Genomic DNA, 24,751 nt, shown 5'->3' with positions numbered 1-24,751 from the left:
ACGACAATGAACTTTGGAGTAATGACGGCTGCCTACATCGGAGCCAGCGCCTTATTCATCATGGCACTGGGTGGCTTGAGCCACCAAGAAAGCGCGCGCCGCGGTAACATCTACGGCATCTTAGGCATGGGGCTAGCGATGGCGGTTACCATCATCGGTGCAGTCACCGATAACTACAGCCTACTACTGTTAGGTCTAGTACCTGGTGGTGTGATCGGTTACATCCTAGCGAAGCGTGTCGAAATGACATCGATGCCAGAATTGGTGGCGATCCTACACAGCTTGGTTGGTTTGGCGGCGGTCTTCGTAGGCTTTGCCAACGCGTTAGGCCACGGTGTGTACGAGTCAGTGGTGGCGCAACGTATCCATGACGTGGAAACGTCTCTCGGTATCTTTATCGGTGCGGTCACCTTTACGGGTTCGTTGGTTGCTTACTTGAAGCTAAGTGGCAAAGTCTCGGGTAACCCACTGCAACTACCGGGTCGTCATCTGATCAACCTTGCGATCGTATTAGTGTCTTTGTACCTAATCGTTGAATTCGCCGCGGTCGGTGCATCGGAAGGTATGTTTTACCTAACCATTATCACGGTCCTAGCGTTGCTATTCGGTGCTCACCTAGTGGTCGCGATCGGTGGTGCGGATATGCCAGTTGTCGTGTCAATGTTGAACTCCTACTCGGGGTGGGCCGCCGCGGCAATGGGCTTTATGCTCGGTAACGACCTACTGATCGTTGTCGGTGCCCTAGTCGGTAGTTCCGGTGCGATCCTGTCTTACATCATGTGTCGTGCGATGAACCGTAAGTTCTTAAACGTTATCTTGGGTGGTATCGGCACTAAGAAGAAATCGGCCCCCAAAGCCGGTGCGGTTGCAGAGGTGCAAGGTGAGATTGTAGAAGTACAATCTGAAGAAGCTGCTCACATGTTAGAATCAGCGAAAGAAGTCATGATCATCCCTGGTTACGGCATGGCGGTCGCGCAAGCACAGCATACGGTGTTTGAGATCACTAAGAAACTTCGTGAAAAAGGCGTTAACGTGCGCTTCGGTATTCACCCAGTTGCGGGTCGTATGCCAGGTCACATGAACGTATTGCTTGCAGAAGCGAAAGTCCCCTACGACATCGTCTATGAAATGGACGAGATCAACGACGATTTCCCGAAAATAGACGTATCGGTGGTGATTGGTGCCAACGACATCGTTAACCCTGCGGCAAACGAAGTAGAAGACAGTCCAATCGCGGGGATGCCAGTCCTAGAGCCTTGGAAAGGTAAACACACGATCGTGCTTAAACGTGGAATGAGCCGCGGTTACGCAGGCGTCGAAAACCCACTGTTCTTCAAAGACAACACCCGCATGTTGTTCGGCGATGCGAAACAAACGGTGGATGCCTTGTTGAAGCATTTAGCCGCTTAGTTCTGCTCTTACTTTCGAATAGGCTTTGTTTAAGTGGGACCAAGGTGAACGCCTTGGTCCCACTCACACTACTACTGCATGCGTTCAACGGCCAATAAACTGTCGGCAAAATACTCAATTTGAGAGGGCGCCAATCCTGCGATATTGAGGCGACCATTGTCGAGTAAATAGATCGCTTTTTGGGTGCGTAAACGGTGTACGGAGTCCGCATCGATCCCTAGCATTGAGAACATTCCTTGATGCTGTTCGATGAAACTGTAATCACGGTTAAAGCGGTGCTCTAAAGCCTGACGTAGCTGCTGACGTGTGCTCTGGATATGCTGAGTCATATTACTCAGCTCTACTTGCCATGATGCTTTTAATGATTCATTAGACAGAATCGCTGCCACGATGGCCGCGCCATGATCCGGTGGCATGGTGTAGCTATTTCGTGCGAGGCTTAACAATTGCGAGAGCATGCTGTCACTGGCTTTCTCCGAATGGCCTGCCATCATGGCGACGCCCACACGTTCACGGTAGAGACCGAAGTTTTTTGAACAGGAGCTGGCCAACAAAAAGCTTGGTACTCGTGCCGTCAGATAGCGAGTGCCTTGGGCATCTTCTTCCAAAGAGCGACCAAAGCCTTGATACGCCATATCGATAAAAGGTAAGAACCCTGTCTTAAGCGACAGCTCTGTCACCTGTTGCCACAGTTCCAAACTCATGTCGGCGCCGGTTGGGTTATGGCAACAGCCATGCAGTACCACCACGTCATTGGCGCCCAGTTGGGACAGTTGGGCAATCATGGCATCGCCGTTCACTTGCTTAGTGGCTGCATCGAAGTATGGGTAATAACGCACGTCTAAACCCGCCGCGCGAAAGATGGGCTCGTGATTGGTATAGCTTGGATCGCTAAGCCAGATAGTAGCATCCGTGTTGGTTCGCGCAATTAAGTCTGCGAGCAGTCTTAGTGCGCCACTGGCCCCCGGTGTTTGTAGTGTACGGACTCGACTCTTATCCCATTGCTCACCCAGAATCAGTGACGTCATAGCATGGTTAAACCCTAAATGTCCTTGCATGCCAACGTAGGCTTTGCTGTCTTGTGCGGCGACTAGAGATTGCTCAGCGGCTTTGACGGCGTCAAAGACGGGCGTCTGGCCTAAGGCATTGCGGTACACGCCAATCCCCAGATCCAGTTTCTGTGTGCGAGAGTCCTGTAAACACAGGGAGGACAGCGCCATGATTGGATCATGAGGCGCAGAGGAGAGAGATTCAAAAAACATACGAGGGCACCTCTTAACGGGAAAAAATGGATCGCAGAGACAAACCACTGGCTAGCACAACACCGCTACAGACCAATGTCAGTCCTAAGCCAGAAGCCATTGAAAGTGATTCATTCAGTAAAGGAATAGCGAACAAAGACACCAACACTGGCGTCAGGGAACCGATGGCAGCACTCAACTCAGCGCCAATCAAGTTAATGGCGAAACCATAGGTAAAGCCTGCCACGATACCGACGAGCACCGCTTGCACAATAAACTGGGTCATGACTGTCAGCAGTGGTGTGTCAGGTATCCCTGAGGAGACCTGCCCAGAGGTATACACCAATCCGAGAATAACACTCGAAACAAGACACAAAAGTCCGGTAATCGCTAACGGAGGCAGGCCTGCTAAACGCAAACAGATGGTGTACACCGCCCAGAAAAAGGCGGCCAGTAGAAAGATTAGATCCCCTTTCCAAAGCTCCCCACTACCTTGCAGCATCGACATCAAGACGAGACTTAAAACACCTAGACCAATGCACAGCAGACCGACTAAACGTTGTGATGAAATCGGTTCTTTGAAAACCAACACGGCGATAGTCGTGACAAATAACGGAAAAGTACCGGGGATCAATAATCCTGAATGTGCGGCTGGGGCGTAGTTGGCGCCTAAACTACTGAGGTAAAAGAACGGCACGCCTGCGCCAATACAAACGCCCAATAGCACCCATGGGGAGGTCGACATCAATAAACGCCAATCACGCATGACCCAGGGCAGTAATACCAACCCAGGTAACACAAAACGCATTAGGGCCAAATCAAAGGTGGTTAGGGCAGAAACAGCACCAGCGCGCATGGACAGCAGGAAACAGCTCCAAATAAACACCGTCGCCAAAGCCGACAGAACACCAAGCTTGAAAGCTCGACCTTGCGCTGTGAGACGATAGGCAGGTGCCGAGTTGGGGATCGTTGGAGAGCTAACATTCGCCATTAAGTGTGACCTCAATCCATATTGATGAGAGGGCGCTCAGGAATCAAAGCGCGCTTTAATGACTTCATTATTTAGCAAATAGGCAAAGCATGTCCTTGCTATGTTGATAGGTTTTACAGACTCAAAAGACGCATTGTGCTAATTTTTAATCAAATAGTTTTTGAGTATGCCAATATGATGGATAAAGTGGATTTTGCGATCTTGCGCCAGCTACAAGACGACGGACGCTTAACGAATGTGGATTTGTCGGAACGCATTCATTTGTCGCCCTCGCCCTGTTTAAGACGGGTTAAGAAATTGGAAGCAGAGTCGGTCATTACCGGATACCGTGCCACCCTAGATCGGGAAAAAGTCGGGCTGGGCATGACGGTCTTTGTTGATGTCTCCCTTGAAAATCACAAAGACCAAACCAGCTTGCAGTTTGAAGAGTCCATTATTGCTATGCCCAATGTGCTCAGCTGTTTTGTGGTATCGGGGCAGTCTGATTACCGCTTAGAAGTGGTGGTGCATAATTTGAAGGAGTACGAGGCGATTTTAAGGACCATTCAGACCTTGCCGTTTGTGAAAGATATCCACAGCAATTTTGCCATTCGAGCGGTCAAAACCGATGCGCCGCTGCCGATTCAAGAGGCCCGATCTTAGACCTCTTAAATCGAGCAAGTACTAGGCCATATCCAAGGTCAATAGCAAACGCTGCTGGCCTTGTTCGACACTAGGGGAGCGATGCACAATGCCGCGGCCTTCATTGCCTTCCCAGCGCTCGCCTTTTAACAGCGCCACATCACCGACCATGATTTGCTGGATATTGGCGTTGGCTTGGATTAAGCCAGAGGAACTGTCCGGTTGACCATTGCTACCACGGCCAAGCTTTGAGCGGTTTAAGCTGCTTTCCTCTAACCATTGGGTAGCGGGGCCTGCAAAAGTGGTGATCAAACGGCAAGGCACTTGATCCACATGAAAGCGGGGGCACATGGCGCGATCCACTTGTGTTAAACGTAAGCCCGCTGTCTCTAGGTCAAACAAACAACAGTAAGCATCAACCAATAAAGCAATATCGCGAATCAAAGCGTCACGACCTTCGACTTGGGGCAAGCCGCGCTCAAGGGATTGACTGACGTTCTCTGGGGTGACGATTTGATTCAAGGAAATGGGACGGTCCGTTTGCAGCACAGCCGCCACCGATTGTTCAGTTTCTGTGTCCAAATTGCGTTGCCATACCATCAAGTTCACATCGTCCTGATAGATGCCCGCAAGCCCTGATAATTCTTCTGAAAATGCAACGCTTGGAGAGGGCAGAGCGCCAAACATTTCTTCGATCACACTCATGCTGCGGACTCCTGCCAAGCAGGGAAGGGGTCAGTCATAGCTTCCCATGCGTCTTTGCCAAGAACCAGTTCCTCATCCGTTAGGAGTGCAGCGTCTAGCGCCTGAGTCATGGCGGCTTGATCAAGGTTTTGGCCAATAAACACCAGTTCTTGGCGCATATCCCCAAAGGGTTCGTGCCAGTTTTCCATAATGGTCGCCAAAGAGGCTTCGTCTGTTGGCCAATGCTGTTTAGGTACCGCGCGCCAGAACATGCCTGCAAAACCGTATTGCGCAATGCCGCCTGCTTGGCTCCATTGCCCCGCAAATTGAGGTCGTGAGGCTAACCAAAAGTAGCCTTTAGAGCGAATTAGTTTGCCGTATTGCTCGGTGCTGTGCAGTACGTCATAGAAGCGTTGCGGATGAAAAGGCTTACGCGCCACAAAACTGAAGCTGGCAATGCCGTACTCTTCCGTTTCTGGCGTGTGCTCGCCACGCATTTCAGCTAGCCAACCTGGGGCTTGTTGGGCTTTCTCGAAGTCGAATAATCCTGTGCCAAGCAGTTTCTCGTTAGGGACTTGGCCCCGCTCTATGGGAATGATTTCGGCCATGCTGTTTAAACTACGCAGGATGGCTTTTAGCTCGTTAAGCTCTGCTTCGGTGACTAGGTCAATCTTGCTGATCAGCAGTAGATCGGCAAACTCCACTTGATCCACTAGTAAATCAGCAACGTTGCGCTCGTCGTCTTCGCCTAATGATTCCCCTGCCTCTTTGATGCTTTTGGCGGTGTTGTAATCTTTTAGGAAATTCACAGCGTCTACTACCGTGACCATGGTATCTAAGGTGGCGATGTCAGAAAGGCTGATGCCATCTTCATCGGCAAAGGTAAAGGTTTCTGCCACGGGCAATGGTTCAGAAATCCCCGTGGACTCAATCACCAGGTAATCAAATTTATCTGCCTCGGCAAGCGCGCGAACCTCGATGAGTAAGTCTTCGCGCAGCGTGCAGCAGATGCAACCGTTGCTCATCTCAACCAGCTTCTCTTCGCCGCGATTTAAAGACACTTCTTGTTCAACAAAAGCGGCATCAATGTTGATTTCACTCATGTCATTAACGATGACAGCGATGCGCAAGCCATCGCGGTTATTAAGTAGGTGACTCAATAGGGTGGTTTTACCTGCACCGAGAAACCCTGACAGGACGGTGACGGGTAATTTTTTAGAATCGTTGATTGCTGGCATCATGCTCTCCTCTCTCTATTAAATGTTATAACATAACATTTAAGTTTTAAAAAGATGATCACTTTTATGCGATGGTTTTAGACCTAGATGAGAAATGCTTTTATTATGACGCATACGGTTAACGTCGAGACGAAGAGGTGATAAGTGTTGGAGCGTCAGCAAGAGCTAATGGAAGTGATGACAAGAGTAGATGGCGCAGCTCCGGGCAGTGGCTTGAAAAAGCATCGCAAGATGACAATTAGCCCCTTTGTGATGCTGCGTGGCGCCTCTTCTGTGTTTTATCAAGACTTGGCTAATATGACGTTTCGATTGCCTGATGAAATCGAGTCATGGCCGCTGACAATGGTCATGGGCGACTGCCATGTCTCAAATTTTGGTTTTTTTAGCGAAGAAGGCTCTCATGGGGAAGACGTGATCTTTGCCCCGAATGATTTTGACGATGCCTGCGTTGGGTATGCGGGTTGGGATTTACTGCGCTTTGGAGCGAGTCTATTACTCTGCACAGATCATTGCCAAGGCATTGTTGAAGGTCGTTATCAACCTCTTGAACCGCTGAGCAAAAACAAAGTAGTGGAAGCCAGTGAAGCGCGTCTAGCGCTAACCGCATTTTGGCAAAGCTACCGTGATACCTGCCAACAACTGCTCGACAAAGATATAGACTATCGTCATGTACTGCAGGACTTTCCAGAGGAACATCTGCTTTATAAGCTAGAGCAAAAAGCACGCCGTCGCCAAGTCGGTGGTGAGGACTTTCTCAGTAAAAGCTCCTTGGCAAAAGCAGTCGATCTTGAGCAGCGTCCACTGCGTTTTCGAGAGATACCTGAGAAGTTTAAAATCATTGAAGACGGTTCCACCTATCGATTGATAGAGCAGGTCTTTTCACCTTATGTGGACGACACGATTCATCATATTGTGGAGCGTGTCGGGGCCGGAACGGGTTCGGTCAACATGAAGCGTTATTACCTACTGGTAGGCCCAGAAGATGTGACATCTGATGATCTCGGATTGTGTCATATTGTTGAAGTTAAGAAACAACGGGCGGCGGCCCCCTTGTTTGAATATCAAGATTTGAGTCTGACGAACTTACTGTCTCCTGCCCACTTAACAGTGAATTGCCAGCGCCGTATGCAGCGTAACCCAGACTTAGTCCTTGATGATGTGCTATGGCGCAAAGCGCATTGGCTGGTGCGTTCTCGTCATCATGCCCGTGTCGGCATCGATCCCGACAATATTGCCTGCGGCAAACGCGCCATCAACGGTGGACTACGTGAATACGCTACGGCATGTGGCGCTGCCTTAGCGCTTGCTCATGGCCGCTATGATCGACGTTCACAACGTTTCGAGCAGGCCGTCGCAGCAATGTCTGACACCACTTGGGCTGAACTTGAACAGCTCCAGCTTGATTACGCACAACAAGTCATTGAAGACTGGTGCTGGTTGTCAGCGGTAGAAGCGTCTCCTTTACTGGAATCCTAGGTTGCGAAAGCTTCAGAGCGATTAAGTCCCGCGATTTCGTAGAGCTTGTGGGTATTAATAGGATCTATTTGCTCCGGTTTCAGATGTTTTTCGGCATAGCTCAAGTATGCTTTTGATTCGACAAATAACTTAAATAGAGTGCCGTCTAAGTGTTCATCCTTGACCATAAATGCCAGTATTTTTAGCGACTCAGACAGGGTTTTAGCGACTTTATAAGGACGGTCCGCAGCAGTCAGTGCTTCAAAAACATCGGCAATGGCTAAGATACGATCTTGCACCGATAATTGCTCTCGCTTAAGGCCTCTAGGGTATCCTGTACCATCTAACTGTTCATGATGATTACCGGCAATATTGGGTACGTTTTTCAGCTCTTCTGGGAACGGGAGGGATGAGAGCATTTTTATTGTTTGTACCATGTGATCTTTGATGATGAAGCGCTCCTCTTGCGTTAGCGTCCCTCGCTTCACACTGAGGTTGTAAATCTCCCCTTTGTTATAGGCTTGAGCAGGCAGCTGCATATCAAACCCCCAAATATTTTCTGGGTGATCGAATTCCACTGGGGGGCGTCGTTCGCCCCAGCTTTCAACATGCTCTGGCTTATTGGCCAGTAGAGTTTCTCGCCTTGGCAGTGTTTCTGGATAGTGTGGAAGGTTTTGCTTCTCTTCCTGAGAGAGGCCAATGCGATTGCTGAAGTGTCTCACCCATTCTTGTTTGGCGATACTATGAAGCCGTTCAATATCACGAGCCTCCATAAATTCACCACCGATATTCGTTTGCGCAATGAAGGCAAAGTCTGCTTTGAGTTGCTCTTGGCGAGCGTATTTTTGCTGACGAAGAGTTGCTTCACTTTTGCCGTCTAGACAACCATTTAGGTAATCGATCTCGGCGTCTCGCCATAACACTTCAAAACGAGTTCGGATTTCATGAATACGGTTGTATATGGTTTCTAGCTTAGTGGCTTTATCTACCACATGAACGGGACTGGTTATTTTTCCGCAGTCATGAAGCCATGCGGCGATATGAAACTCACGACGTTGATATTCGTTCATTTTGAATTGAGCTAATTCACCTTCTTGAGACTGTTCTGCCGCTTCAGCTAATAACTTAGCAAGCTCTGGAACACGCTCACAATGTCCACTGGTGTAAGGTGACTTGGCGTCAATCGCGTCGGCTAACAAACGAATAATGCCATCTAGAAGAGCTTGTTGCGCTTCGAACTGTCGGCGGGTCGAAATAGCAGTGGCTGCGGCTCCTGACACTTCTTCCATAAAACGGCGGAACGTTTTCTTATTCGCTAAGGCATCCTCTGGCAGCTGCAGTGCTAACGCACCTAGAATGGATGCATCGCGGTCTATTAAAGGTGTTAGAAAGAGGTTCTCCTGCTCGGCTATCAGCTGGCTTTTTAAGGTGCTCTCAAGTTCAGCCCATTCCAAGCTTTGGCAAGAAATAGCAGCGGGACAATTTAAGTTTGTTTGCGTTGCCAGTTCCATGACTTGGTTTTCTTTATTGAACAAATAGACGGCGCCGGCTTTAGAAGCGGTGATCGCTTGTAGATGATCTGAAACTTGTTCCAGCATACGTTCCATGTTCGGGTCATGTGCCAATTTATCCGTGATTGACTGAAAGTTATGAATCGTCAATGCCATATGATCTGTCAGCGACGATAGGACATTGATTTCCTTAACGGGGGAATGCACATCAATTTTACGGCTGAAATCAAATGACGCCAGAGCACTAACTTCTTGCGAAAGTTGGTGTAGCGGTCTTGAAATTGTGCGACCAATTAACCATCCGAAGATCACTAAGATAGCAATGACTGCGAGTGACAACAGTAATTGGTTAAACAAATTAGCATTGACGCTTTTTAATAATTCAGACTTAGGGATAGCGTAGAGAAAGTTCCATTGCTGCTGATTATTACGAAAGACAGGTAGGTTCATGCCGTACCAAGCCTGTCCTCCTACCTTAAAGTCACTCAGCCCCTGAGATGTATTTGGTTGCTTTAACAGCTGAGCGAAAGTTGAATTTGGCAGATCCTGTATGGTTTTTAAGGTCGTTGAAGTCTTGTCCAATGAATGATCAATCAGTGAGATGTCTAAATTGCTGTGTCCCAGTACCCATTGGTTTTGATCAACAAGCGCCATTTGTACAGACTCATTGGGTGACAGTAGGTACATAAAATTGGACAGATCATCGATGGATGCATCCACCCCTACTACGGCTCTCTTGCTCTCATGACGTTGAGCAAAGGTGGCGCCAATTTCTTCCGTCGTATAAAACACATATGGGGACGTTAATATTGGTGTGTTACTTGATTGAGCCTCTTGATACCAGAGCCGATTTCTAGGGTCATAAGCATACTCTTTTGGTGTCACAGCACCTTCAATAGGTTGAAATGATGCATCATAGAAAGCCCATGTCGTTGAAAGTATGTTGCCGTAAAAGTCTCTATCAATCGCCTGAAGTAAGTAATTCGCATTGTCTGGTGCAGAGACACGCTCACGAGCTAGGGGGCTTTTTAGTGAGCGCAGTAAGAAAAAGTCGCCATCCTCATACCCCACATAGATAGCGCTGATAATATGAGTTAATGTCATCATATTGGCGAGTTTAGGGATTTGTTGTAGGCGATCTGACGTCGATACCATGTCAGTAATATCATCCATGGCGAGCAGCTGTACGCTTTGTTTTGCCGTGCTGGTAACGGTTTCAATTTGCTTTTCTAGAGATAGGGTTGTTTGGTGGGCGGTTATCTCTACTTGATCAGTTAGAGACGATCTTGCGTAAAAATACGAACAGAGCGTCAATGCTGATGCCAAAATCAGCATGCTAATGATAATTGTGCCACTGAATAATAGTCGAACAGGAATGCCCATTCTTTTGGTGTGCTTGTCCATCCTTGAAAATCCCCGAAACAAGTGAAATTACGGAAAAAGCAACTGTGTTCTATTTCAGTATTGGCTATGGCTGTTTAATCGACAAGTTTTTTAGACGCTTTCTCTCTCTTTAGTGGATGATAGATGCGCAATTTTATCCAATACGTTTGTTGGTCTTTCCGCTACTCTGAAGCGGTATCTTGGGCATTTGCAAAGAGGAGGGGAGATGTCGGACGGGAATCAGTTTCAATTTCTTAATAACCAAGCACTAGACAATGTGATGCTGTTGAAAGCGTCAATGACGAACTTTTCCTACGGTAATCATGCTCATGAAGAATACTCTTTTGGGGTCACTCTGTCGGGGCGTCAGGATTTCTTTGCTAATGGAAAATTGAACAAGAGTAATCCTGGGCAGGTGATCGCTCTGAATCCTGGCGATGCTCATGATGGTGAGTCAGGTGGCGATGCAATGCTGACTTATGAAATGCTTTACGTCCACCCAGAGCTATTTGTGCCGCACTTTGAGGCGTTGAATGTACGGCATGCGGAACATTTTCGCGTTAACGAAACGGTTTTTAGCGATCCTCAAGTTCAGGATCGTATTTTGCGGCTGGCGCGATTAATTGAGTCCCAAGGCGCAACGTCGAGTGAATACACCATGTTGATGTTTGAGCTGGCGGAGCAGTTAGTGCGTTACGAGTCTAAGCGAGAACTGAGCCGTGACGTCAAACGCCAGTCGCGGCTGGAACGCGCCAAAGAGTATTTACAAGATCACTATCAAGACGAAGTGTCTTTGGACAGTTTGTGCCAAGTGGCCTGCATGTCGAAGTATCATTTTTTGCGACTCTTCAAAGCATATACTGGTATGACGCCACACCAATACTGGCTCAATATTCGTATTAACCGAGGCCGCCAAGCACTTCGTTCAGGTGTGCCAGTTTCCGACATCGCTAATCGCTTAGGCTTTAACGATTTAAGCCATTTTAATCGTCGCTTTAAGCCAGTATTTGGCATTACCCCGCGTCAGTATCAGCAGTTAATTCTGATTCCTTAGCGCCCACTTTTCCGTTTATCTCTTGAATCTGACATAGCCCGTTGGAGGGTATCCTATGCTTGAAATTCTACTGTTTGCACTGGTGATGATGTACTCCCCTGGCCCAGTCAATATGCTGTCACTGTTTTCTGGGGTAAGCCACTATGGCTGGCAGACATTACGTTTCTGTGGTGGTGTTGCCTTAGCGATGTGCACTCTGTTCCTATTGGTGGGCTACATTGGTGGTGCGATGGTGACGCCTATCATGCAAGGTGTCGCGGCCAGTTTAGGTGGCCTGTATATCGCGTATTTAGCTCTCAAGCTACTGATCGCCAGCTATCGTCCACAACAGGCGGCCAACGCCAATCATGATATGACGTTTGTCTCGGGTCTTATTATGCAACTGACCAACCCTAAGGCGATGATTGTCGTATTACCAGTGGTGACGGTGCAATTCCCTAATGCTCACATTGAAGGCATCAATGTGTTTTGGGTGTCGGTGTTGCTAGGTCTGATGGCTGGCGGTGCTCCAGCGTCTTATTTTCTTGCGGGTAAACAATTAAAACAGCTAGTACTCAACCCCTCTGTTATGTCATGGGTACAACGTTTGATGGCGTTTTTAATGCTTTTGTTAGCTGGGCAGTTCTTATTGGATGGTGTTGGGCTGATGGCGAGGCTTATTTAATCAAGCCTTTGTCTAAACCTTGAAACAACCGTGTAGGAGTCGTGCAATCCCGCCGATTGGCTTGAAAACAGTACTTCTTTCTCCCAGTTTAATAATCACATGCAGGCACTTATTGAGTGCTGCTTGATTCACTTAAGTAACCAAGGAGAACGTTATGCAAGCGCAAACAACTGAGGTTCATCATATCGCCGACATCATTAAAGTTATGAACAGCGGCATTGAGTTTTATCAAGAAGCGAAAAGCAAAATTGATCAGCCAGAATACACTGGCTTCTTTAACCGAATGATTGATGCCAAGGAAGAGGCAGTGTTCGAGTTACAGAAATTCGCCGTGGCGGAAACGGGTGCATTAGAAAATGGTTCAGATACCATGACTCAAGCCCGCAAAGCTTACTCAAATTTAGTCGACAAGATGTCTTCCTCATCCACGGAAACTTATGTGAGCCAGCTTGAGGAAGTGGAAGACAAGGTATTGAATGAAATCGATACGGCACTGAATAGAGAACAACCAGCAGATTGCGAAGCCACTTTACGCCGTGTCTACACTCGCATGAAAGAGTGTCATGATGAAATGCGTATGCTGCAAAATGGCATCATGCACTAAATCATTTTCTCTGAAAGGTAAAAGCGCTGTTTCAATGGTTATTGAGGCAGCGCTTTTTTAATGCTCCGCCACCAGTGCTCGTTCTATGGGTTGCTGCACATTGAAACCCTTCAACGTAGATGTTTCATCGTACTGGGAAAAGTATTCTATAAAGTCTTCATCAACGACCTTTTTATAACGTAAGCTGGCGTGACGTAAAAACAGTTTGCCCTGCTTTCGGATAGCAAAGGCCTGATGCGTAATATTAAGGTGAGTCCCAATCCATTGGGTGACATCGTAATTAGGCCGCACCATATTAATGACGCTGCCAGAGGGAATGCGGTCTAACACGGCGGGTTGATTCAGTAACGTTAGAGGTACGTAAGGTGTACGTACATAGATTTTAGGTAGCTTTTTACCAGCCTCACGCAGTGTTTTAAGCTGATCTATTTTATCGATTGAATCGGGTAAGCCTTGCAGTCGATCCTCTTGCATTGCCTGATACCAAGCTGGTTTATCAATCAAGGTCTCTGCAAATGCTGTACGGTCTTGTGCGATGTCTAGCGTAATATCCCGTAAAGCCCATTGGTTGTTGGGGATCCAATCGGCGCTGGCGAAATGGTTACGCGTAGTAAAGTCGACGTTGCCATGTTGATAGCGAAGCTTAATCAAGTTGCGTTCAAACTCAGTAGGTGAATAGGACATGGCACCAGCGAGGACAGTTTCGACAAACGTTGTGCAATCAAACAGGTCAAAGCGAGATAATGGATCGCGGTCAAATTTACCAAAAGAACCTTCCCCTAAACCGCCATCTACATAGGGCAGTCCCAACAAAGGCTCGCTGAGAGGGATAATGCGCTCGCTGAGCTTATGAGATGGTGAGGCAACCATTTCTTCCATGAAGGTGTTTCGCGGCTGTGGCTTAAAGACAGAGCAGCCCGTCAGCAGACTAAGCAATAGCATAAGAGAAAGATAACGTTGCATAACCAGAACACTACTATTTAAAAAAAGAAAGTGTGCCTGATTTCAAAAGGATCAACCAGCGGACTTACAAACATTGAAGCGCTTATGAGTGCATTAGTGCCATTTTTCTACAAGCAATCATGGATGGTTTTCGCTATGGTTGAGGACTCTCGCTATGCTAAACGTTCGGCAACGGATGGGTGTAATGGATCAAGTTCAGTATTTTAGTACGGCCGACCAGTCGGTCAGTCTTATTGAAGGTCAATATCAGTCGTTTGAGTTTAAACGTCACTATCACTTGGATTACCACATTGGCTTGATCCTAGGTGGACAGCAGAGTTTCACTTATCAAGGTGAGCGCTTTCAAGTAGGGCGCGGCGACTTGGTGATTATGCCTCCGGATGAACTTCATGATGGTTGTTCAGTTAACGAGCTGGGTTATAAAGCACAAGTTTTTGCCATTGAGCCTTATTGGTTTGAACGTTATGTGCAGACCTCGCAAACGCCATCCTGCCTTAGCTTTAAACAGCCTGTTATTCGTGATGCCCAAGTGTTTCAATTCCTAGACAATGCACACCAACTATTGCGTCAGAACTCACTCAGCCAACTGGCGCAGGACTGCTTACCTTACGACAGCTTTGAACCATTGATTCAACGCTACAGTGTGCTCAAACCGTTGCCGCCATCTCGACTTGGGCGCTCTACCTTGCAAACCTTGAAAGCGTTTTTGTTGGCGCATCTATCTGAGTCGATCCATTTAGTAGAGCTAGCAGCTCTGTGCGATTTAAGTTCGACGCAATTTCAGCGTCACTTTAAAGCCACCACCGGTATTACGCCTTATGCGTGGCTGACACGATTGCGTTTGGAGCAAGCTATGAAGCTTCTGAAGTCCAATGTTCCCGGCACTGAGGTAGCTCAGCAGGTTGGCTTTTACGATCAAGCGCACTTCAGTAAGTCCTTTAAACAAGCCTTTGGGGTGTCCCCTTCCGAAGTTCGGTGATCCAAAAATCCGGCAGCGGATTCGAAAAGCGCTTTAGCACTAGAACTGATACTGCAGCTCAAGCACACTGCACAGTCTCTTTGTTATGCAAATAAAGGTTTTATTATGTCTGTGTTGTTAGAGCGTAAAATTGATTGTCATAATCATGTTTTTGACCCTGAAAACTTTCCCTACCAGCCAGATCGCTATCATCCAACTGGCCATGAAATTAGCCCAGCGAAGTATTTTTTACAGGTATTAGACGCTTACCGCGTCTCACATGCTTTGGTGGTTGGTCCTAATTCTGGGTACGGTGAAGACGATAACCAAGCCTTGCTGGATGCCATTGAACGCTCTAATGGTCGGTTGAAAGGTATGGCCGTGGTGTCCAAGAATGTCACAGATGAAACACTGCAGTTATTTAAACAGTCTGGAATAGTAGGAGTAACGTTCAATGTGGCTTTCTACGGCAAAGAGCACTTCGGTCATGCTTCGTCTTTGATGTCACGTTTGCACGAACATGGTTTGCTGGCGCAGATACAGTTGCAAGGAGATCAGATACTAAGCTTTGTTGATATTTTGAAAAGCACCCCAGCGCAAGTGGTGATTGATCACTGTGGCCGTCCAGAGCTGGAGCAGGGTTTAGATTCAGCAGCATTCCAAGCATTGTTATCGCTGGGCCAACAGGCACAACATGCAATTAAATTGTCTGGGATGGCAAAGTTTTCAAAGCAAGGTTTTCCATTTGACGATACCAAACCTTATGTAGACGCGTTATTCGCAGCGTTTGGTGAGGACCGAGTGCTATGGGGATCGGATTGGCCATTTTTGCTTGCACCACAGCGCATGGACTATGGCACGCTGTTGATGCTTGCTGAAACCCGATCCAAATGTGCGTGAAAAGTATTTCTGGCGTAATGCTGCACGTTTATTTGGTTTTTCTTAACGGGTCAAAAGCAACTGTGGCCTGAAAGCGATTCAAATTCGTAAAGAATATGTCTGCCATTGAATTGATCATGTGTTGCTCGTATCTATGAGGCATCAAGATAAAATTTTATGGGAGAAAGACATGTCTCAATCAGAATCCGCGTTGTTTCAACCTGTTCAGCTAGGTGAATTATCGCTCCCGAACCGAGTCATCATGGCACCTCTGACTCGTACTCGTGCGATCAATCATCAACCGAATGCTCTAATGGCAGAGTACTATGCTCAGCGCGCTAGTACAGGGTTATTAATTACCGAATGTACGATGGTGTCAGAAGGTACGTCATCGTTTGGCAACGATCCTGGTGTGTACTCTGCAGAGCAAGTAGAAGGCTGGAAGTTGACAACTGAAGCAGTGCACAAAGCTGGAGGCCGAATCTTTATGCAGATTTGGCATGCTGGACGTGCAGCACATCCGCTATTAAATGATCATAAGGATGCCGTTTCATCCAGCGCAATTGCTATTCAAGGTGAAACTCATACGCCTGAAGGTAAGCAGCCTTACACGGTTCCTCGCGAGCTGACACAGGCTGAGATCCAAGAGATCGTAAAAGATTTTCGTCGTGGTGCTGAGAATGCCAAAGCAGCGGGCTTTGACGGCATAGAGATTCATGCCGCGAATGGCTATCTGATCGACCAATTTTTGCGTGACGGCTCTAATAAGCGCCAGGATGAGTACGGTGGTTCTGTTGAAAACCGAAGTCGCTTCTTGAAGCAGATATTGGATGAAGTGACGTCCGTATTTGGTTCAGGGCGCGTCGGTGTGCGTTTGTCACCTCTAAATAGCTTCAATGATATGCGCGATAGCGACCCAGTGGCGCTGACAAAATACTTGGCCTCTATGCTCAATGAATACGACTTGGCGTACTTGCATTTGATGCGAGCAGACTTTTTCGACCAACAGCATGCAGACGTAGTATCGGTTGCTCGTTCAGCCTACCAAGGTCACCTAATGGTCAATATGGGCTATACGCCTGATGAAGCGAACCAAGTGCTTCAAGCGGAGAAAGCGGACAGTGTAGCATTTGGTACCTTGTTACTGGCCAACCCTGATTTCGTTGAGCGTATTCAAGCTGGGGCCGGTTTTAACGAGCCGAACCCAGAAACGTTTTATACCGATGGTGCAGAAGGCTACACAGACTATCCATTTATGAATTAATACGCACTCGTAAAGCTTTTAGGAGGGGCGGCAAGCAATTGCCACCCCTTTTTTATTCACACTAAAAAATAGTGGGAATTTACCCCACGTTAAATTAGGTAAATCTAATTTAGTGTGGTTTTTGGTTGATTTTGTCCACTATTTTTACGTAAAGCTTACATTTGTGGCGCTTAGAAAGCGAAAAGTGTGCATGAGAATTGCTCTTACTAATTTGGCAATCAATGGTCTGGTTGCCAAATTAGAAAAGGAGACTATCTATGCAAGTTAATAGTAGTAGCTCTGTCTTTGACCTATCCAGTCTCACTAGTCAGTACTCATCAACTGTGTCCAGTAGTACTTCTACTACTGCCACAGAAAGTACCAGTACCGATGTCAGTGTGAGTAATATTGGACAGCTGTTGTCGGCATTTTCTTCAATGAGTGAAGAAGAAAAAACCGAAGCCGACAGCTTTCGAGACAGTATTTTTGAAGCCATCGAGAGTGGTGAATATGATGCGGAAGAACTAGCTGCTTCTGCGCCAGATTCACTGGTAGCACTGGCTGATGAAACTGGAATGGACTTAGAAGAGCTGGTTGATGAGATCGCTTCGATGGCGGAACAAGCACCACCACCTCCGCCTGGAGGTATGCCTCCATCTGAAAGTGCGTTGTCTTTAACAGAAGACGAACTTGAAGAGGCTGATGCTTACCGTGAGACGCTGATTGAGGCGATGGAAAGTGGTGAATTTGATGCGGAAACCCTAGCGGAAAGTGCTCCTGATGCTGTAGTTGCTATGGCGGAAGAGGCGGGGATGTCCGTAGAAGAGTTCATTACGCAAGTTGCAGAAGAAGATAAAAGCGGCAATATGCCACCGCCTCCACCACCTTCTGCTAACAGTTCGGCAATGGCTGCTCTGAATATGTATACGGATATTCAGTCAAGTGCCAATGAAAGTACGGCTGCAAGTGTACTAAGCCAACTGTTCTCTAGCTAATTTCTTAGCCAGAAAAGCAGCACAATTTGGTGTTGTGCTGCTTACTTTGAAATTAAACATGTCTTTTAGTTCCAAGCAACTGTTCAATATCTGTGATGTGGTAGGCTGAGTTGTCCTGCAAACATTGGCTTGACTGCTATAGGTGCTAGGCCTCTAGTTTCTCCTTCAGAGCTTTTAATTCTTTAAAGCGGGCAATATAGGTTGGAAATAAGCCATTTAGGTAAAACTGGTAGCCTTTGGCTTGACTTGTTTCGATCCCTGCTTTTTCTGCAAAGAATGACACAATTGCATCGGAATCGGTTATGTGTTCGTTTTCTGTTAACTCTGCGGTTGGGAAGGATGCTTTCGTATTGGTTAAGGCTTCTAATGTTTGACGATAGTGGTTCATTTCATCGTCGTTGTTGCCGTCGATACTGATAATCTCTACCTGATCCATTTGTTGTGTTTCTGTAAGAAACATAATGACCTTAAAGCAAAAAGGGCAATTGTTCTTTAAATATAATTTGGGAGTAAATGCGCTCATAGGGGGCTCCTTTCATTGCGACTAAATGATATTTTGATTGCTCTAATTGAATTTATAAAGGCAAAGGGCTGATTTCCGACCAAGGATTTGGAAACGCTCTGTTGCTTAAGATGAAAAGGAACATTTCATGCTGTGTTTTTTATCCGATGCTTACCGTGATCATAACCCTCAATACGAGTACTTTCGGGGGGAGAAAGTCCCTTGCTTTGAGTCAGTTGAGCGCTTAGACAACATTGTGGCGGCCTTGCAGGCAAGGGGGCACGAGTGTGTATTGCCACAGGCGGATGCATCATCGGTGATCGCTAAAATTCATGACCCTGCTTACGTGTCTTTCATTACCCACGCTTGGCAGGAATGGGTAGCATTGGATGAGAAAAACCATGAGCTGCAACCCTTTCCATCGGTTTGGCCAACGCGCACCTTACGTGACGATATCGTGCCGGATAATTTCATCGCTAAGCTTGGACTCTATTCGATGGACAATGGCACGCCATTAGCGGCGGGCACATGGCGTGCTGCTAAGTCTGGGGCCGATGCTGCTGTGAGTGCTGCTAATTATCTGTTGGCTGGCCATTCGTCAGTATTCAGTGCCAGCCGACCACCGGGCCATCATGCTGGTCGAGATTTTATGGGCGGCTACTGTTTTCTTAATAATGCCGCGCTGGCAGCCCAAGCCTTATTGGATCAAGGCATGAAAAAAGTGGTGGTGCTAGACATTGATTATCACCACGGCAACGGTACCCAGAGCCTATTTTATGATCGTGACGATGTATTATTCATCAGTATTCATGGCGATCCAAAAACCGAATACCCTTTCTATCTGGGGCATGCGGATGAGACTGGCGAAGGGGCGGGTCAAGGTTATAACGTGAACTTTCCATTGCCGATCGGAACGACTTTTGCCCAGTGGTTATCCACTTTGGAGAAAGCAAGTGAGCAGATTCGAGACTTCCAAGCCGATGCATTGGTGATATCCCTTGGCTTGGATACGTTTGAAGACGATCCGATTTCTAAATTCACCATTAAAAGTGACGATTATTTCCAAGTCGGACAGCAGCTTGCAAGCCTTAACCTGCCCACCGCGTTTATTATGGAAGGTGGTTATGCGACCGAAGCGCTGGGCACTAATGTGGTTAATGTGTTAGAAGGCTTTGAACAGGCTTAGTCCCATTTACTCAAGCATAAGTGGCCAGTAATAAACCAACTATGCTGGCCACGATCAAAGGAATGCTGGCTTTCATGCCCATTATTTTTCCGCCAATGCCACTGACTAAGCCAGCTTTCAAAATACCGTTCACACCTGCGGCGATTACGATACCCAATACCGCTGTATCCAAACTTAGCCCTTCACGGCTCATGCCCGAGAGAGAAAGGTTGATTGGGTCCACATCTGCCACGCCTGATGCTGCGGCTAATAACAGCACTCCGGCATCTCCTAAAGTGGCTTGTAATCCTGCGCTAAGCAACAGAATACCTGTCAGCAGTGCGCCAAAGGCTAACGCTGACCAAAGCGACAATGGCGAAGCGGGCGGGGCGACGTTTTCAGGCACACTTTGATTGCCTTGGTACCAGAACCACAGCGCTGGTAAATAGGTCAAAATGGCCATCGTTAACGTCGGCACTGCAAGGGGTTGCAGCAAGTCGGGGTTGATCACGCTAGCGACCAGCAACACTCGCGGGTACATGGTGCCGCAGGCAAACAGAACGCCTGCTGCTAACAGTGGTGAGGCTTGGGGCACTTGCTTCGCCATACGTGAGAACTGCAGTGTTAACGCTGTGGAAGAGGCAAAGCCCGCAAACAATGCTGTGGCCATGATGCCTTTTTTCGCCCCAGCGAACTTCATAGCAAAGTAACTGACAAATGAGATGCTGGAGATCAGCACTACCATCCACCAGATTTCATAAGGGTTCAGTGCTTGCCAGGGCCCCATATCTTCATTTGGAATAACGGATAAGATCACGACAGAAATGATCAGCAGCTCAAGTGCCGCCCAGAGCTCTTTCTTTTCGATCAACCACAGCCAGCGGTGCATTTCGCCTTTTAAGCTAAGTAACAAGGTGGTGATCACAGCGAGTGAAGCCGCTTCGACTACGTAACCAATCATGACCATGGCGCCAAAACTAAAGGCTAATAAAGATGCGATTAGGGAAGTCAGCGAAGCTCGGTCGCGGGTACTGTTGACCACGTAAGATGCGGTTAGGGCGATGGCCAAGCCAATGAAGAACACCCCCAAAAGGAAAGCGCCAAGTTGGTTGGCGATCATGGCGGATACTGCACCGAGTAACGAAATCAGGCCGTAAGTGCGAAGTCCAGCAATACGAGAACCTTCTTTTTGATCTCGATACTTAAAGCCCCGTTCAACACCAATCAGTAAACCCAGTGAAAGCGCGATGGCTAACAACACAATGGTATGAAAATCACTCGACTGCATAGCACCATCCTATTGTTTTTATTTGAATTATTTATTTTAAAGCGTAGCACATGCGCAAAAATAAATAGTTAGAATCCTCTGTTTATAGTTTTTAGATGATTGCTAATGTTTGCGGCAGTGTGCTTTAAAAGAGCGGCATAATTGTTAGCGAATGTCTTTTCATCAGCAAAGACGTTAGGCCAGACTAGGTTAATACAAGCTCTAACCTTACTGTCGGACATAATTGGAACGGCAATGGCCCTAAGGCCATCATTGACCCCTCGCTCACCAAAATAAGAAGGTGAGCGGTATGCGAACCCTTGTTGAAGAATTTGTTTGTGCAAAGATGGCCAAGTTTCGTAAAACTGTTGTTGAGTGTTAGAAGGTGAATTTGTCCAAATGGTGTCTAGATAACGTTCACGATCACTCTCATTACAGTATGCCAGTAGAACGCGACCTGCTGCCGAACGAAGCATACTGACCTCAGTTTGAATACGACAATGATTAATGTGAAGTCTCGTGATCGCGCGCGTGCTTTCCACCAGAAACAACTTATTATCAATTGGGATAAAAATATCAGAAGGCCACAAGACTTGATCGGTAAGGGCTTCGGCATGCTGACAAATGATTTCAATTAATGGCTGATCAGCTGGGGGAATATGCACTTCTGTCTGCTGCGGTAATAGCACATTGCTCCGGTAACGTTGATCAAGCAGGTTTTGTCTCACAAGGTGCTGTTCAGTCAGACGTTTTAATAAGCGATGGGTGGTGCTTTTCGGAATCCCTGTACGTTGCGATACTTCCGACAGGGTTAGCCCTTGAGCATTACCCAGCTCTGCTAAGATTTGGATGCCACGGTCAAGGGCTAGGGTCATATGTTACGCTCGCAAATTATTCAAATACATCCAAGTCGTTGGCTAGCACAACTTTACCATCATAGTGCTGACGAACTTGATCCGCAGTGGATTGCACTGGCTCAGCATAGAACAGTAAGTGGGTCAGCACCAGTAGACCGGGCTGAGCAGCCTTGGCGACTTTTGCTAACTCTGCTGCGGGAGTATGCGCTTGGGAATGATAGTTCTGCCACGCTGGCGAGACCTTTTTCAAGGCTTCATCATTGATGACTTCATGGACCAGAATATCGACCCCCTTTGCCATCTCAATCAGCTTCTCGCTGTAGCCAGTATCGCCGGAAATTACGATGCTTTTATCCGGAGTGGTGATCTTATAGCCGAAGGCTGGTTCAATATCGCCATGGGGCACATCAAACGCTTCGATGGTGACATCGCCATCTTTAAAGACCCAACCGCCGTGTTCATACTCGGTTACTTTGGTTTTATACAGCTCGGGATCTTTTATTGGCTGTAAACCATGCAATCGTAAATCTAAGTCGACTTGTAGCATCTCATAATAGCCATCGGTCATGGCTTGAATGCCTTTTGGGCCAAACACTGAAATCTGGTTATCACGACGCCACCACAGGGTGGATGCCAGCTCCCCATAATCTAAAATGTGGTCACTGTGTAAGTGAGTGATGAAGAGGTTTTCGATCTTGGTCGGATGCAGTTGCGGAAAGCCATTAGCGGCCGCTTGGATGGTACGGTGCACCGCGCCGGGACCAATATCAAACAGGTAGGCTTTATCGTTGTACACCACGGCAGTAGCCGAGCCAACGCGCTCAGGATTGGTTACCGGTGTTCCTGTGCCTAGGGTAATGACTTGGGTTTTTGCCAGTACCGGCAACGCCACCAAACCAAGGGATAAAAGGGTGCATTGAGAGAGTTGTTTGATCATCGTCTGAGTCCACTCTGTTATTTTTATTGGGAAGACATCTGAGTACGGCCATACACAGCGCAGTCGCTGAACTGCCTGTTTATGATTGCGATCAAGTTAGAAAAGGTAAATGGGAAAGTATAAAACGTTCCACTGAGTGGAACGTTTGTCTAGGAGAAGAAGTATTAGCTGCTAGCAATCAGGTTACTAAAGGCTTTGCTGATCAGATCTTTTTTCACCGTGGGTCGTGCCACTGATTGATCAAACCAGAAGCTCATAGGCTGATCAAAGCCAATGCCATGCATGTAGTTGTACAGGGCTTTGCGTAAACCATTGCCGAGCATGTCATGGTCGGTGCCAGTGGGGTCGAAAAAGTCCACATCGTTTTCGGCGAATAGGGTTTCAGGGCGTTCAGCCAAGGTAATGCCATACTCTTCTGGGTTGATACCAATAGGGCTGTGAATGGTGGCGGCGAAGCGATGCCAGTAAGCCGATTGGAAACAACCGTGGGACATCATCTGGCGCACCATTTCTAGCGCATCAACAGTCTCTTGCTCGGTTTGTGTGGGGAAGCCGTACATCAGGTAGGCATGCACCAATATGCCGGCATCACTGAAGCCTTTGGTGACGCGGGCCACTTGCTCGACGCTAACGCCTTTTTTCATCAGTTTCAGTAGACGATCCGAGGCGACTTCCAAGCCTCCACTAACGGCGATGCAGCCAGAGTCCGCTAGGAGTTGGCATTTCTCTGGGGTGAAGGTTTTCTCAAAGCGAATATTGCCCCACCAGCTGATGATCACACCACGCTCGATTAAGCGTTCCGCTAGAGCAAACAGCGCTTTAGGTGGCGCCGCTTCATCGACAAAGTGGAAGCCGGTCTGACCGGTTTCTTCGATCAATTGTTCGATACGATCGACCAAGATATCGGCACCAGCATAGTCGTAGCGTTCGATGTAATCCAAGCTCACATCACAGAAGCTACATTTCTTCCAGTAGCAGCCATGGGCGATAGTCAGCTTGTTCCAGCGGCCATCACTCCAAATACGGTGCATCGGGTTGAGCATTTCACACAAAGACAAATATTCCGTCAGTGGCAAACCATCGTACACTGGCGCACCGACTTCCGTTTGCGGAATGTCTTTTAGATCTTTGTTGTCGTTGAAGTACACGAACGGCTCACCGTCTTGGTCTTCAGCAAGGAAGTAAGTACGTACTAAGTCATCGACTTCACACTTGCCATCAAAGTAATCCAGCAAGGTCATAAACGGACGTTCGCCATCGTCGACACAGATAAAATCAACAAACTCAAACACACGGGTGTCTTTTAGCGCGCGCAGTTCGGTATTGACAAAACCGCCGCCCATCACAATCGGGATATCAGGGTTAATCTCTTTACAGGTTTGTGCAATGCGCAGCGCTCCCAGCATATTGCCTGGGAAAGGCACGGTTAGCGCGATCACGCTGGGTTGAGTTTCTTCAAGGTAGGCTTCGACCAATTGCTCAAGGATTTCTGAGCTAAAGCTCGGCTCCCCCATCAAGGTATCGTACAGATCGTCAAAGGTTGGGTTGGCTGCGGCCAAACGCTCACCGTAACGACTCACTTCAAAATAGGGATCGACCCCTTGCGTAATGACGGCTGATAAGTCATTGATAAATAAGGTCGCTAAGTACTTAGCCTTGTCCTGCACGCCCAAGTTACCAAAGGCGCTTTTCAGTACATCGCCAGACACGGACTCCATCTGCTCAATCACATCAAAGGCTGGGCCTTCTGGTAGAAAACGGCGCGAGTTAATGCGCATAGCAAGACTAGAATCCTTGCCTTGTAAGAAGCGAATTACCGGTTCAACGCATAAACGGTAGCGATCAAACTCGGCGAGGAAGGTGTAAATCGCATCCGGTAGCTCATCGTCATCGAAGGACTCGAAGTTCTCTTCCACATGCTGACGCATGATGTCCAAGCCCTGTGCCGTCATCATCTCTAAGAACAACTCAATCGCTGGATCACGCTGCACTGCCTCGTAGCCACGGGAGCGCAAAAAGCCCGTTAGATACGCCGTCGCAGGATACGGGGTATTCAACTGAGTCATTGGAGGAGTCATTAAAAGAACGGTCATGGCAGGCCTATTGAAGAGTGGAGATAAGCTAATAAT

Annotated in this window: 22 protein-coding genes; 11 read left to right on the top strand and 11 right to left on the bottom strand. The window is 47.6% G+C overall.

What is annotated here, in order from left to right; genetic code table 11:
- Positions 1–6 precede the first annotated feature (6 nt).
- Positions 7–1,410, top strand: a complete 1,404-nt coding sequence (locus JHD44_RS15825) for an NAD(P)(+) transhydrogenase (Re/Si-specific) subunit beta (protein ID WP_199463736.1) — start codon at positions 7–9, stop codon at positions 1,408–1,410.
- 71 nt (positions 1,411–1,481) lie between these two features.
- Here the strand turns inward: JHD44_RS15825 and JHD44_RS15820 are convergent, their stop codons facing one another.
- On the bottom strand, positions 1,482–2,672 hold the full coding sequence (locus JHD44_RS15820; RefSeq protein WP_199463735.1) for an aromatic amino acid transaminase: 1,191 nt from the start codon (positions 2,670–2,672) through the stop codon (positions 1,482–1,484).
- A gap of 13 nt (positions 2,673–2,685) precedes the next feature.
- Positions 2,686–3,642 carry a DMT family transporter gene (locus JHD44_RS15815; RefSeq protein ID WP_199463734.1) on the bottom strand — a complete coding sequence of 319 codons (957 nt, stop codon included), beginning with the start codon at positions 3,640–3,642 and terminating at the stop codon, positions 2,686–2,688.
- Positions 3,643–3,816: 174 nt separating this feature from the next.
- Here JHD44_RS15815 and JHD44_RS15810 point away from each other — a divergent pair, with 174 nt between their 5' ends.
- Positions 3,817–4,284: an Lrp/AsnC family transcriptional regulator gene (locus JHD44_RS15810; protein ID WP_325097111.1), complete on the top strand. Its 468-nt coding sequence runs from the start codon at positions 3,817–3,819 to the stop codon at positions 4,282–4,284.
- 21 nt (positions 4,285–4,305) lie between these two features.
- Here JHD44_RS15810 and JHD44_RS15805 read toward each other — a convergent pair whose 3' ends face one another.
- Both JHD44_RS15805 and zigA read right to left on the bottom strand, forming a co-directional pair.
- Positions 4,306–4,968, bottom strand: a complete 663-nt coding sequence (locus JHD44_RS15805) for a DUF1826 domain-containing protein (RefSeq protein WP_233402221.1) — start codon at positions 4,966–4,968, stop codon at positions 4,306–4,308.
- The gene (gene zigA / locus JHD44_RS15800; protein WP_199463733.1) at positions 4,965–6,185 is read right to left on the bottom strand and encodes a zinc metallochaperone GTPase ZigA; all 1,221 of its coding nucleotides are present in this window, start codon (positions 6,183–6,185) and stop codon (positions 4,965–4,967) included. The genes JHD44_RS15805 and zigA overlap by 4 nt, the downstream gene beginning before the upstream one ends.
- 144 nt (positions 6,186–6,329) lie before the next feature.
- Between zigA and JHD44_RS15795 the strand changes: the two genes are divergently transcribed.
- On the top strand, positions 6,330–7,661 hold the full coding sequence (locus tag JHD44_RS15795; RefSeq protein WP_199463732.1) for a DUF2252 family protein: 1,332 nt from the start codon (positions 6,330–6,332) through the stop codon (positions 7,659–7,661).
- Here the strand turns inward: JHD44_RS15795 and JHD44_RS18810 are convergent.
- The gene (locus JHD44_RS18810; RefSeq protein WP_233402219.1) at positions 7,658–10,555 is read right to left on the bottom strand and encodes an HD domain-containing phosphohydrolase; all 2,898 of its coding nucleotides are present in this window, start codon (positions 10,553–10,555) and stop codon (positions 7,658–7,660) included. The genes JHD44_RS15795 and JHD44_RS18810 overlap by 4 nt on opposite strands.
- 205 nt (positions 10,556–10,760) lie before the next feature.
- Here JHD44_RS18810 and JHD44_RS15785 point away from each other — a divergent pair, with 205 nt between their 5' ends.
- The 3 genes from JHD44_RS15785 to JHD44_RS15775 all read left to right on the top strand — a co-directional run bounded on the left by JHD44_RS15785 (position 10,761) and on the right by JHD44_RS15775 (position 12,856).
- Positions 10,761–11,588: an AraC family transcriptional regulator gene (locus JHD44_RS15785; RefSeq protein WP_199463731.1), complete on the top strand. Its 828-nt coding sequence runs from the start codon at positions 10,761–10,763 to the stop codon at positions 11,586–11,588.
- A 55-nt stretch (positions 11,589–11,643) separates the two neighbouring features.
- Positions 11,644–12,252 carry a LysE family translocator gene (locus JHD44_RS15780; protein ID WP_199463730.1) on the top strand — a complete coding sequence of 203 codons (609 nt, stop codon included), beginning with the start codon at positions 11,644–11,646 and terminating at the stop codon, positions 12,250–12,252.
- 154 nt (positions 12,253–12,406) lie between these two features.
- On the top strand, positions 12,407–12,856 hold the full coding sequence (locus JHD44_RS15775) for a PA2169 family four-helix-bundle protein (protein WP_199463729.1): 450 nt from the start codon (positions 12,407–12,409) through the stop codon (positions 12,854–12,856).
- A gap of 57 nt (positions 12,857–12,913) precedes the next feature.
- On the opposite strand, the gene JHD44_RS15770 is transcribed toward JHD44_RS15775, so the two are convergent.
- Positions 12,914–13,819 carry an N-acetylmuramoyl-L-alanine amidase-like domain-containing protein gene (locus JHD44_RS15770; RefSeq protein ID WP_199463728.1) on the bottom strand — a complete coding sequence of 302 codons (906 nt, stop codon included), beginning with the start codon at positions 13,817–13,819 and terminating at the stop codon, positions 12,914–12,916.
- Between the two features lie 154 nt (positions 13,820–13,973).
- Here JHD44_RS15770 and JHD44_RS15765 point away from each other — a divergent pair, with 154 nt between their 5' ends.
- The 4 genes from JHD44_RS15765 (at position 13,974) to JHD44_RS15750 (ending at position 17,894) form a co-directional block, all read left to right on the top strand.
- Positions 13,974–14,798 carry an AraC family transcriptional regulator gene (locus JHD44_RS15765; RefSeq protein WP_233402217.1) on the top strand — a complete coding sequence of 275 codons (825 nt, stop codon included), beginning with the start codon at positions 13,974–13,976 and terminating at the stop codon, positions 14,796–14,798.
- A gap of 105 nt (positions 14,799–14,903) precedes the next feature.
- Positions 14,904–15,677 carry an amidohydrolase family protein gene (locus tag JHD44_RS15760; protein ID WP_199463727.1) on the top strand — a complete coding sequence of 258 codons (774 nt, stop codon included), beginning with the start codon at positions 14,904–14,906 and terminating at the stop codon, positions 15,675–15,677.
- A 169-nt stretch (positions 15,678–15,846) separates the two neighbouring features.
- On the top strand, positions 15,847–16,920 hold the full coding sequence (locus JHD44_RS15755) for an alkene reductase (RefSeq protein WP_199463726.1): 1,074 nt from the start codon (positions 15,847–15,849) through the stop codon (positions 16,918–16,920).
- Between the two features lie 257 nt (positions 16,921–17,177).
- Positions 17,178–17,894 carry a hypothetical protein gene (locus tag JHD44_RS15750; protein WP_199463725.1) on the top strand — a complete coding sequence of 239 codons (717 nt, stop codon included), beginning with the start codon at positions 17,178–17,180 and terminating at the stop codon, positions 17,892–17,894.
- 145 nt (positions 17,895–18,039) lie between these two features.
- Here JHD44_RS15750 and JHD44_RS15745 read toward each other — a convergent pair whose 3' ends face one another.
- The gene (locus JHD44_RS15745) at positions 18,040–18,417 is read right to left on the bottom strand and encodes a glutathione S-transferase N-terminal domain-containing protein (protein WP_199463724.1); all 378 of its coding nucleotides are present in this window, start codon (positions 18,415–18,417) and stop codon (positions 18,040–18,042) included.
- A 127-nt stretch (positions 18,418–18,544) separates the two neighbouring features.
- Between JHD44_RS15745 and JHD44_RS15740 the strand changes: the two genes are divergently transcribed.
- Positions 18,545–19,582: a histone deacetylase family protein gene (locus tag JHD44_RS15740; protein ID WP_199463723.1), complete on the top strand. Its 1,038-nt coding sequence runs from the start codon at positions 18,545–18,547 to the stop codon at positions 19,580–19,582.
- A 10-nt stretch (positions 19,583–19,592) separates the two neighbouring features.
- Here JHD44_RS15740 and JHD44_RS15735 read toward each other — a convergent pair whose 3' ends face one another.
- The 4 genes from JHD44_RS15735 to JHD44_RS15720 form a co-directional block, all read right to left on the bottom strand.
- On the bottom strand, positions 19,593–20,849 hold the full coding sequence (locus tag JHD44_RS15735) for an MgtC/SapB family protein (RefSeq protein ID WP_199463722.1): 1,257 nt from the start codon (positions 20,847–20,849) through the stop codon (positions 19,593–19,595).
- A gap of 68 nt (positions 20,850–20,917) precedes the next feature.
- Complete coding sequence (locus JHD44_RS15730) at positions 20,918–21,703, bottom strand: IclR family transcriptional regulator (protein WP_199463721.1); 786 nt, start codon at positions 21,701–21,703, stop codon at positions 20,918–20,920.
- A 16-nt stretch (positions 21,704–21,719) separates the two neighbouring features.
- The gene (locus tag JHD44_RS15725) at positions 21,720–22,622 is read right to left on the bottom strand and encodes an MBL fold metallo-hydrolase (RefSeq protein ID WP_199463720.1); all 903 of its coding nucleotides are present in this window, start codon (positions 22,620–22,622) and stop codon (positions 21,720–21,722) included.
- 164 nt (positions 22,623–22,786) lie between these two features.
- Positions 22,787–24,688 (bottom strand): B12-binding domain-containing radical SAM protein, encoded by a 1,902-nt coding sequence (locus JHD44_RS15720; RefSeq protein ID WP_233402215.1) that lies wholly within the window; start codon positions 24,686–24,688, stop codon positions 22,787–22,789.
- Positions 24,689–24,751 lie beyond the last annotated feature (63 nt).

This window comes from Marinomonas ostreistagni (assembly GCF_016461785.1).
GTDB lineage: Bacteria > Pseudomonadota > Gammaproteobacteria > Pseudomonadales > Marinomonadaceae > Marinomonas > Marinomonas ostreistagni_A.
Note: the sequence above shows the minus strand (reverse complement) of the source record. Positions and strands in the feature narration are given on the sequence as shown.

Bases quoted from the DNA above. Each gene is read 5' to 3' on its own strand.
- JHD44_RS15825 (WP_199463736.1), top strand. From the start codon at position 7: ATGAACTTTGGAGTAATGACGGCTGCCTACATCGGAGCCAGCGCCTTA.
- JHD44_RS15820 (WP_199463735.1), bottom strand. From the start codon at position 2,672: ATGTTTTTTGAATCTCTCTCCTCTGCGCCTCATGATCCAATCATGGCG.
- JHD44_RS15815 (WP_199463734.1), bottom strand. From the start codon at position 3,642: ATGGCGAATGTTAGCTCTCCAACGATCCCCAACTCGGCACCTGCCTAT.
- JHD44_RS15810 (WP_325097111.1), top strand. From the start codon at position 3,817: ATGATGGATAAAGTGGATTTTGCGATCTTGCGCCAGCTACAAGACGAC.
- JHD44_RS15805 (WP_233402221.1), bottom strand. From the start codon at position 4,968: ATGAGTGTGATCGAAGAAATGTTTGGCGCTCTGCCCTCTCCAAGCGTT.
- zigA (WP_199463733.1), bottom strand. From the start codon at position 6,185: ATGCCAGCAATCAACGATTCTAAAAAATTACCCGTCACCGTCCTGTCA.
- JHD44_RS18810 (WP_233402219.1), bottom strand. From the start codon at position 10,555: ATGGACAAGCACACCAAAAGAATGGGCATTCCTGTTCGACTATTATTC.
- JHD44_RS15785 (WP_199463731.1), top strand. From the start codon at position 10,761: ATGTCGGACGGGAATCAGTTTCAATTTCTTAATAACCAAGCACTAGAC.
- JHD44_RS15780 (WP_199463730.1), top strand. From the start codon at position 11,644: ATGCTTGAAATTCTACTGTTTGCACTGGTGATGATGTACTCCCCTGGC.
- JHD44_RS15775 (WP_199463729.1), top strand. From the start codon at position 12,407: ATGCAAGCGCAAACAACTGAGGTTCATCATATCGCCGACATCATTAAA.
- JHD44_RS15770 (WP_199463728.1), bottom strand. From the start codon at position 13,819: ATGCAACGTTATCTTTCTCTTATGCTATTGCTTAGTCTGCTGACGGGC.
- JHD44_RS15765 (WP_233402217.1), top strand. From the start codon at position 13,974: ATGCTAAACGTTCGGCAACGGATGGGTGTAATGGATCAAGTTCAGTAT.
- JHD44_RS15760 (WP_199463727.1), top strand. From the start codon at position 14,904: ATGTCTGTGTTGTTAGAGCGTAAAATTGATTGTCATAATCATGTTTTT.
- JHD44_RS15755 (WP_199463726.1), top strand. From the start codon at position 15,847: ATGTCTCAATCAGAATCCGCGTTGTTTCAACCTGTTCAGCTAGGTGAA.
- JHD44_RS15750 (WP_199463725.1), top strand. From the start codon at position 17,178: ATGCAAGTTAATAGTAGTAGCTCTGTCTTTGACCTATCCAGTCTCACT.
- JHD44_RS15745 (WP_199463724.1), bottom strand. From the start codon at position 18,417: ATGAGCGCATTTACTCCCAAATTATATTTAAAGAACAATTGCCCTTTT.
- JHD44_RS15740 (WP_199463723.1), top strand. From the start codon at position 18,545: ATGCTGTGTTTTTTATCCGATGCTTACCGTGATCATAACCCTCAATAC.
- JHD44_RS15735 (WP_199463722.1), bottom strand. From the start codon at position 20,849: ATGCAGTCGAGTGATTTTCATACCATTGTGTTGTTAGCCATCGCGCTT.
- JHD44_RS15730 (WP_199463721.1), bottom strand. From the start codon at position 21,703: ATGACCCTAGCCCTTGACCGTGGCATCCAAATCTTAGCAGAGCTGGGT.
- JHD44_RS15725 (WP_199463720.1), bottom strand. From the start codon at position 22,622: ATGATCAAACAACTCTCTCAATGCACCCTTTTATCCCTTGGTTTGGTG.
- JHD44_RS15720 (WP_233402215.1), bottom strand. From the start codon at position 24,688: ATGACTCAGTTGAATACCCCGTATCCTGCGACGGCGTATCTAACGGGC.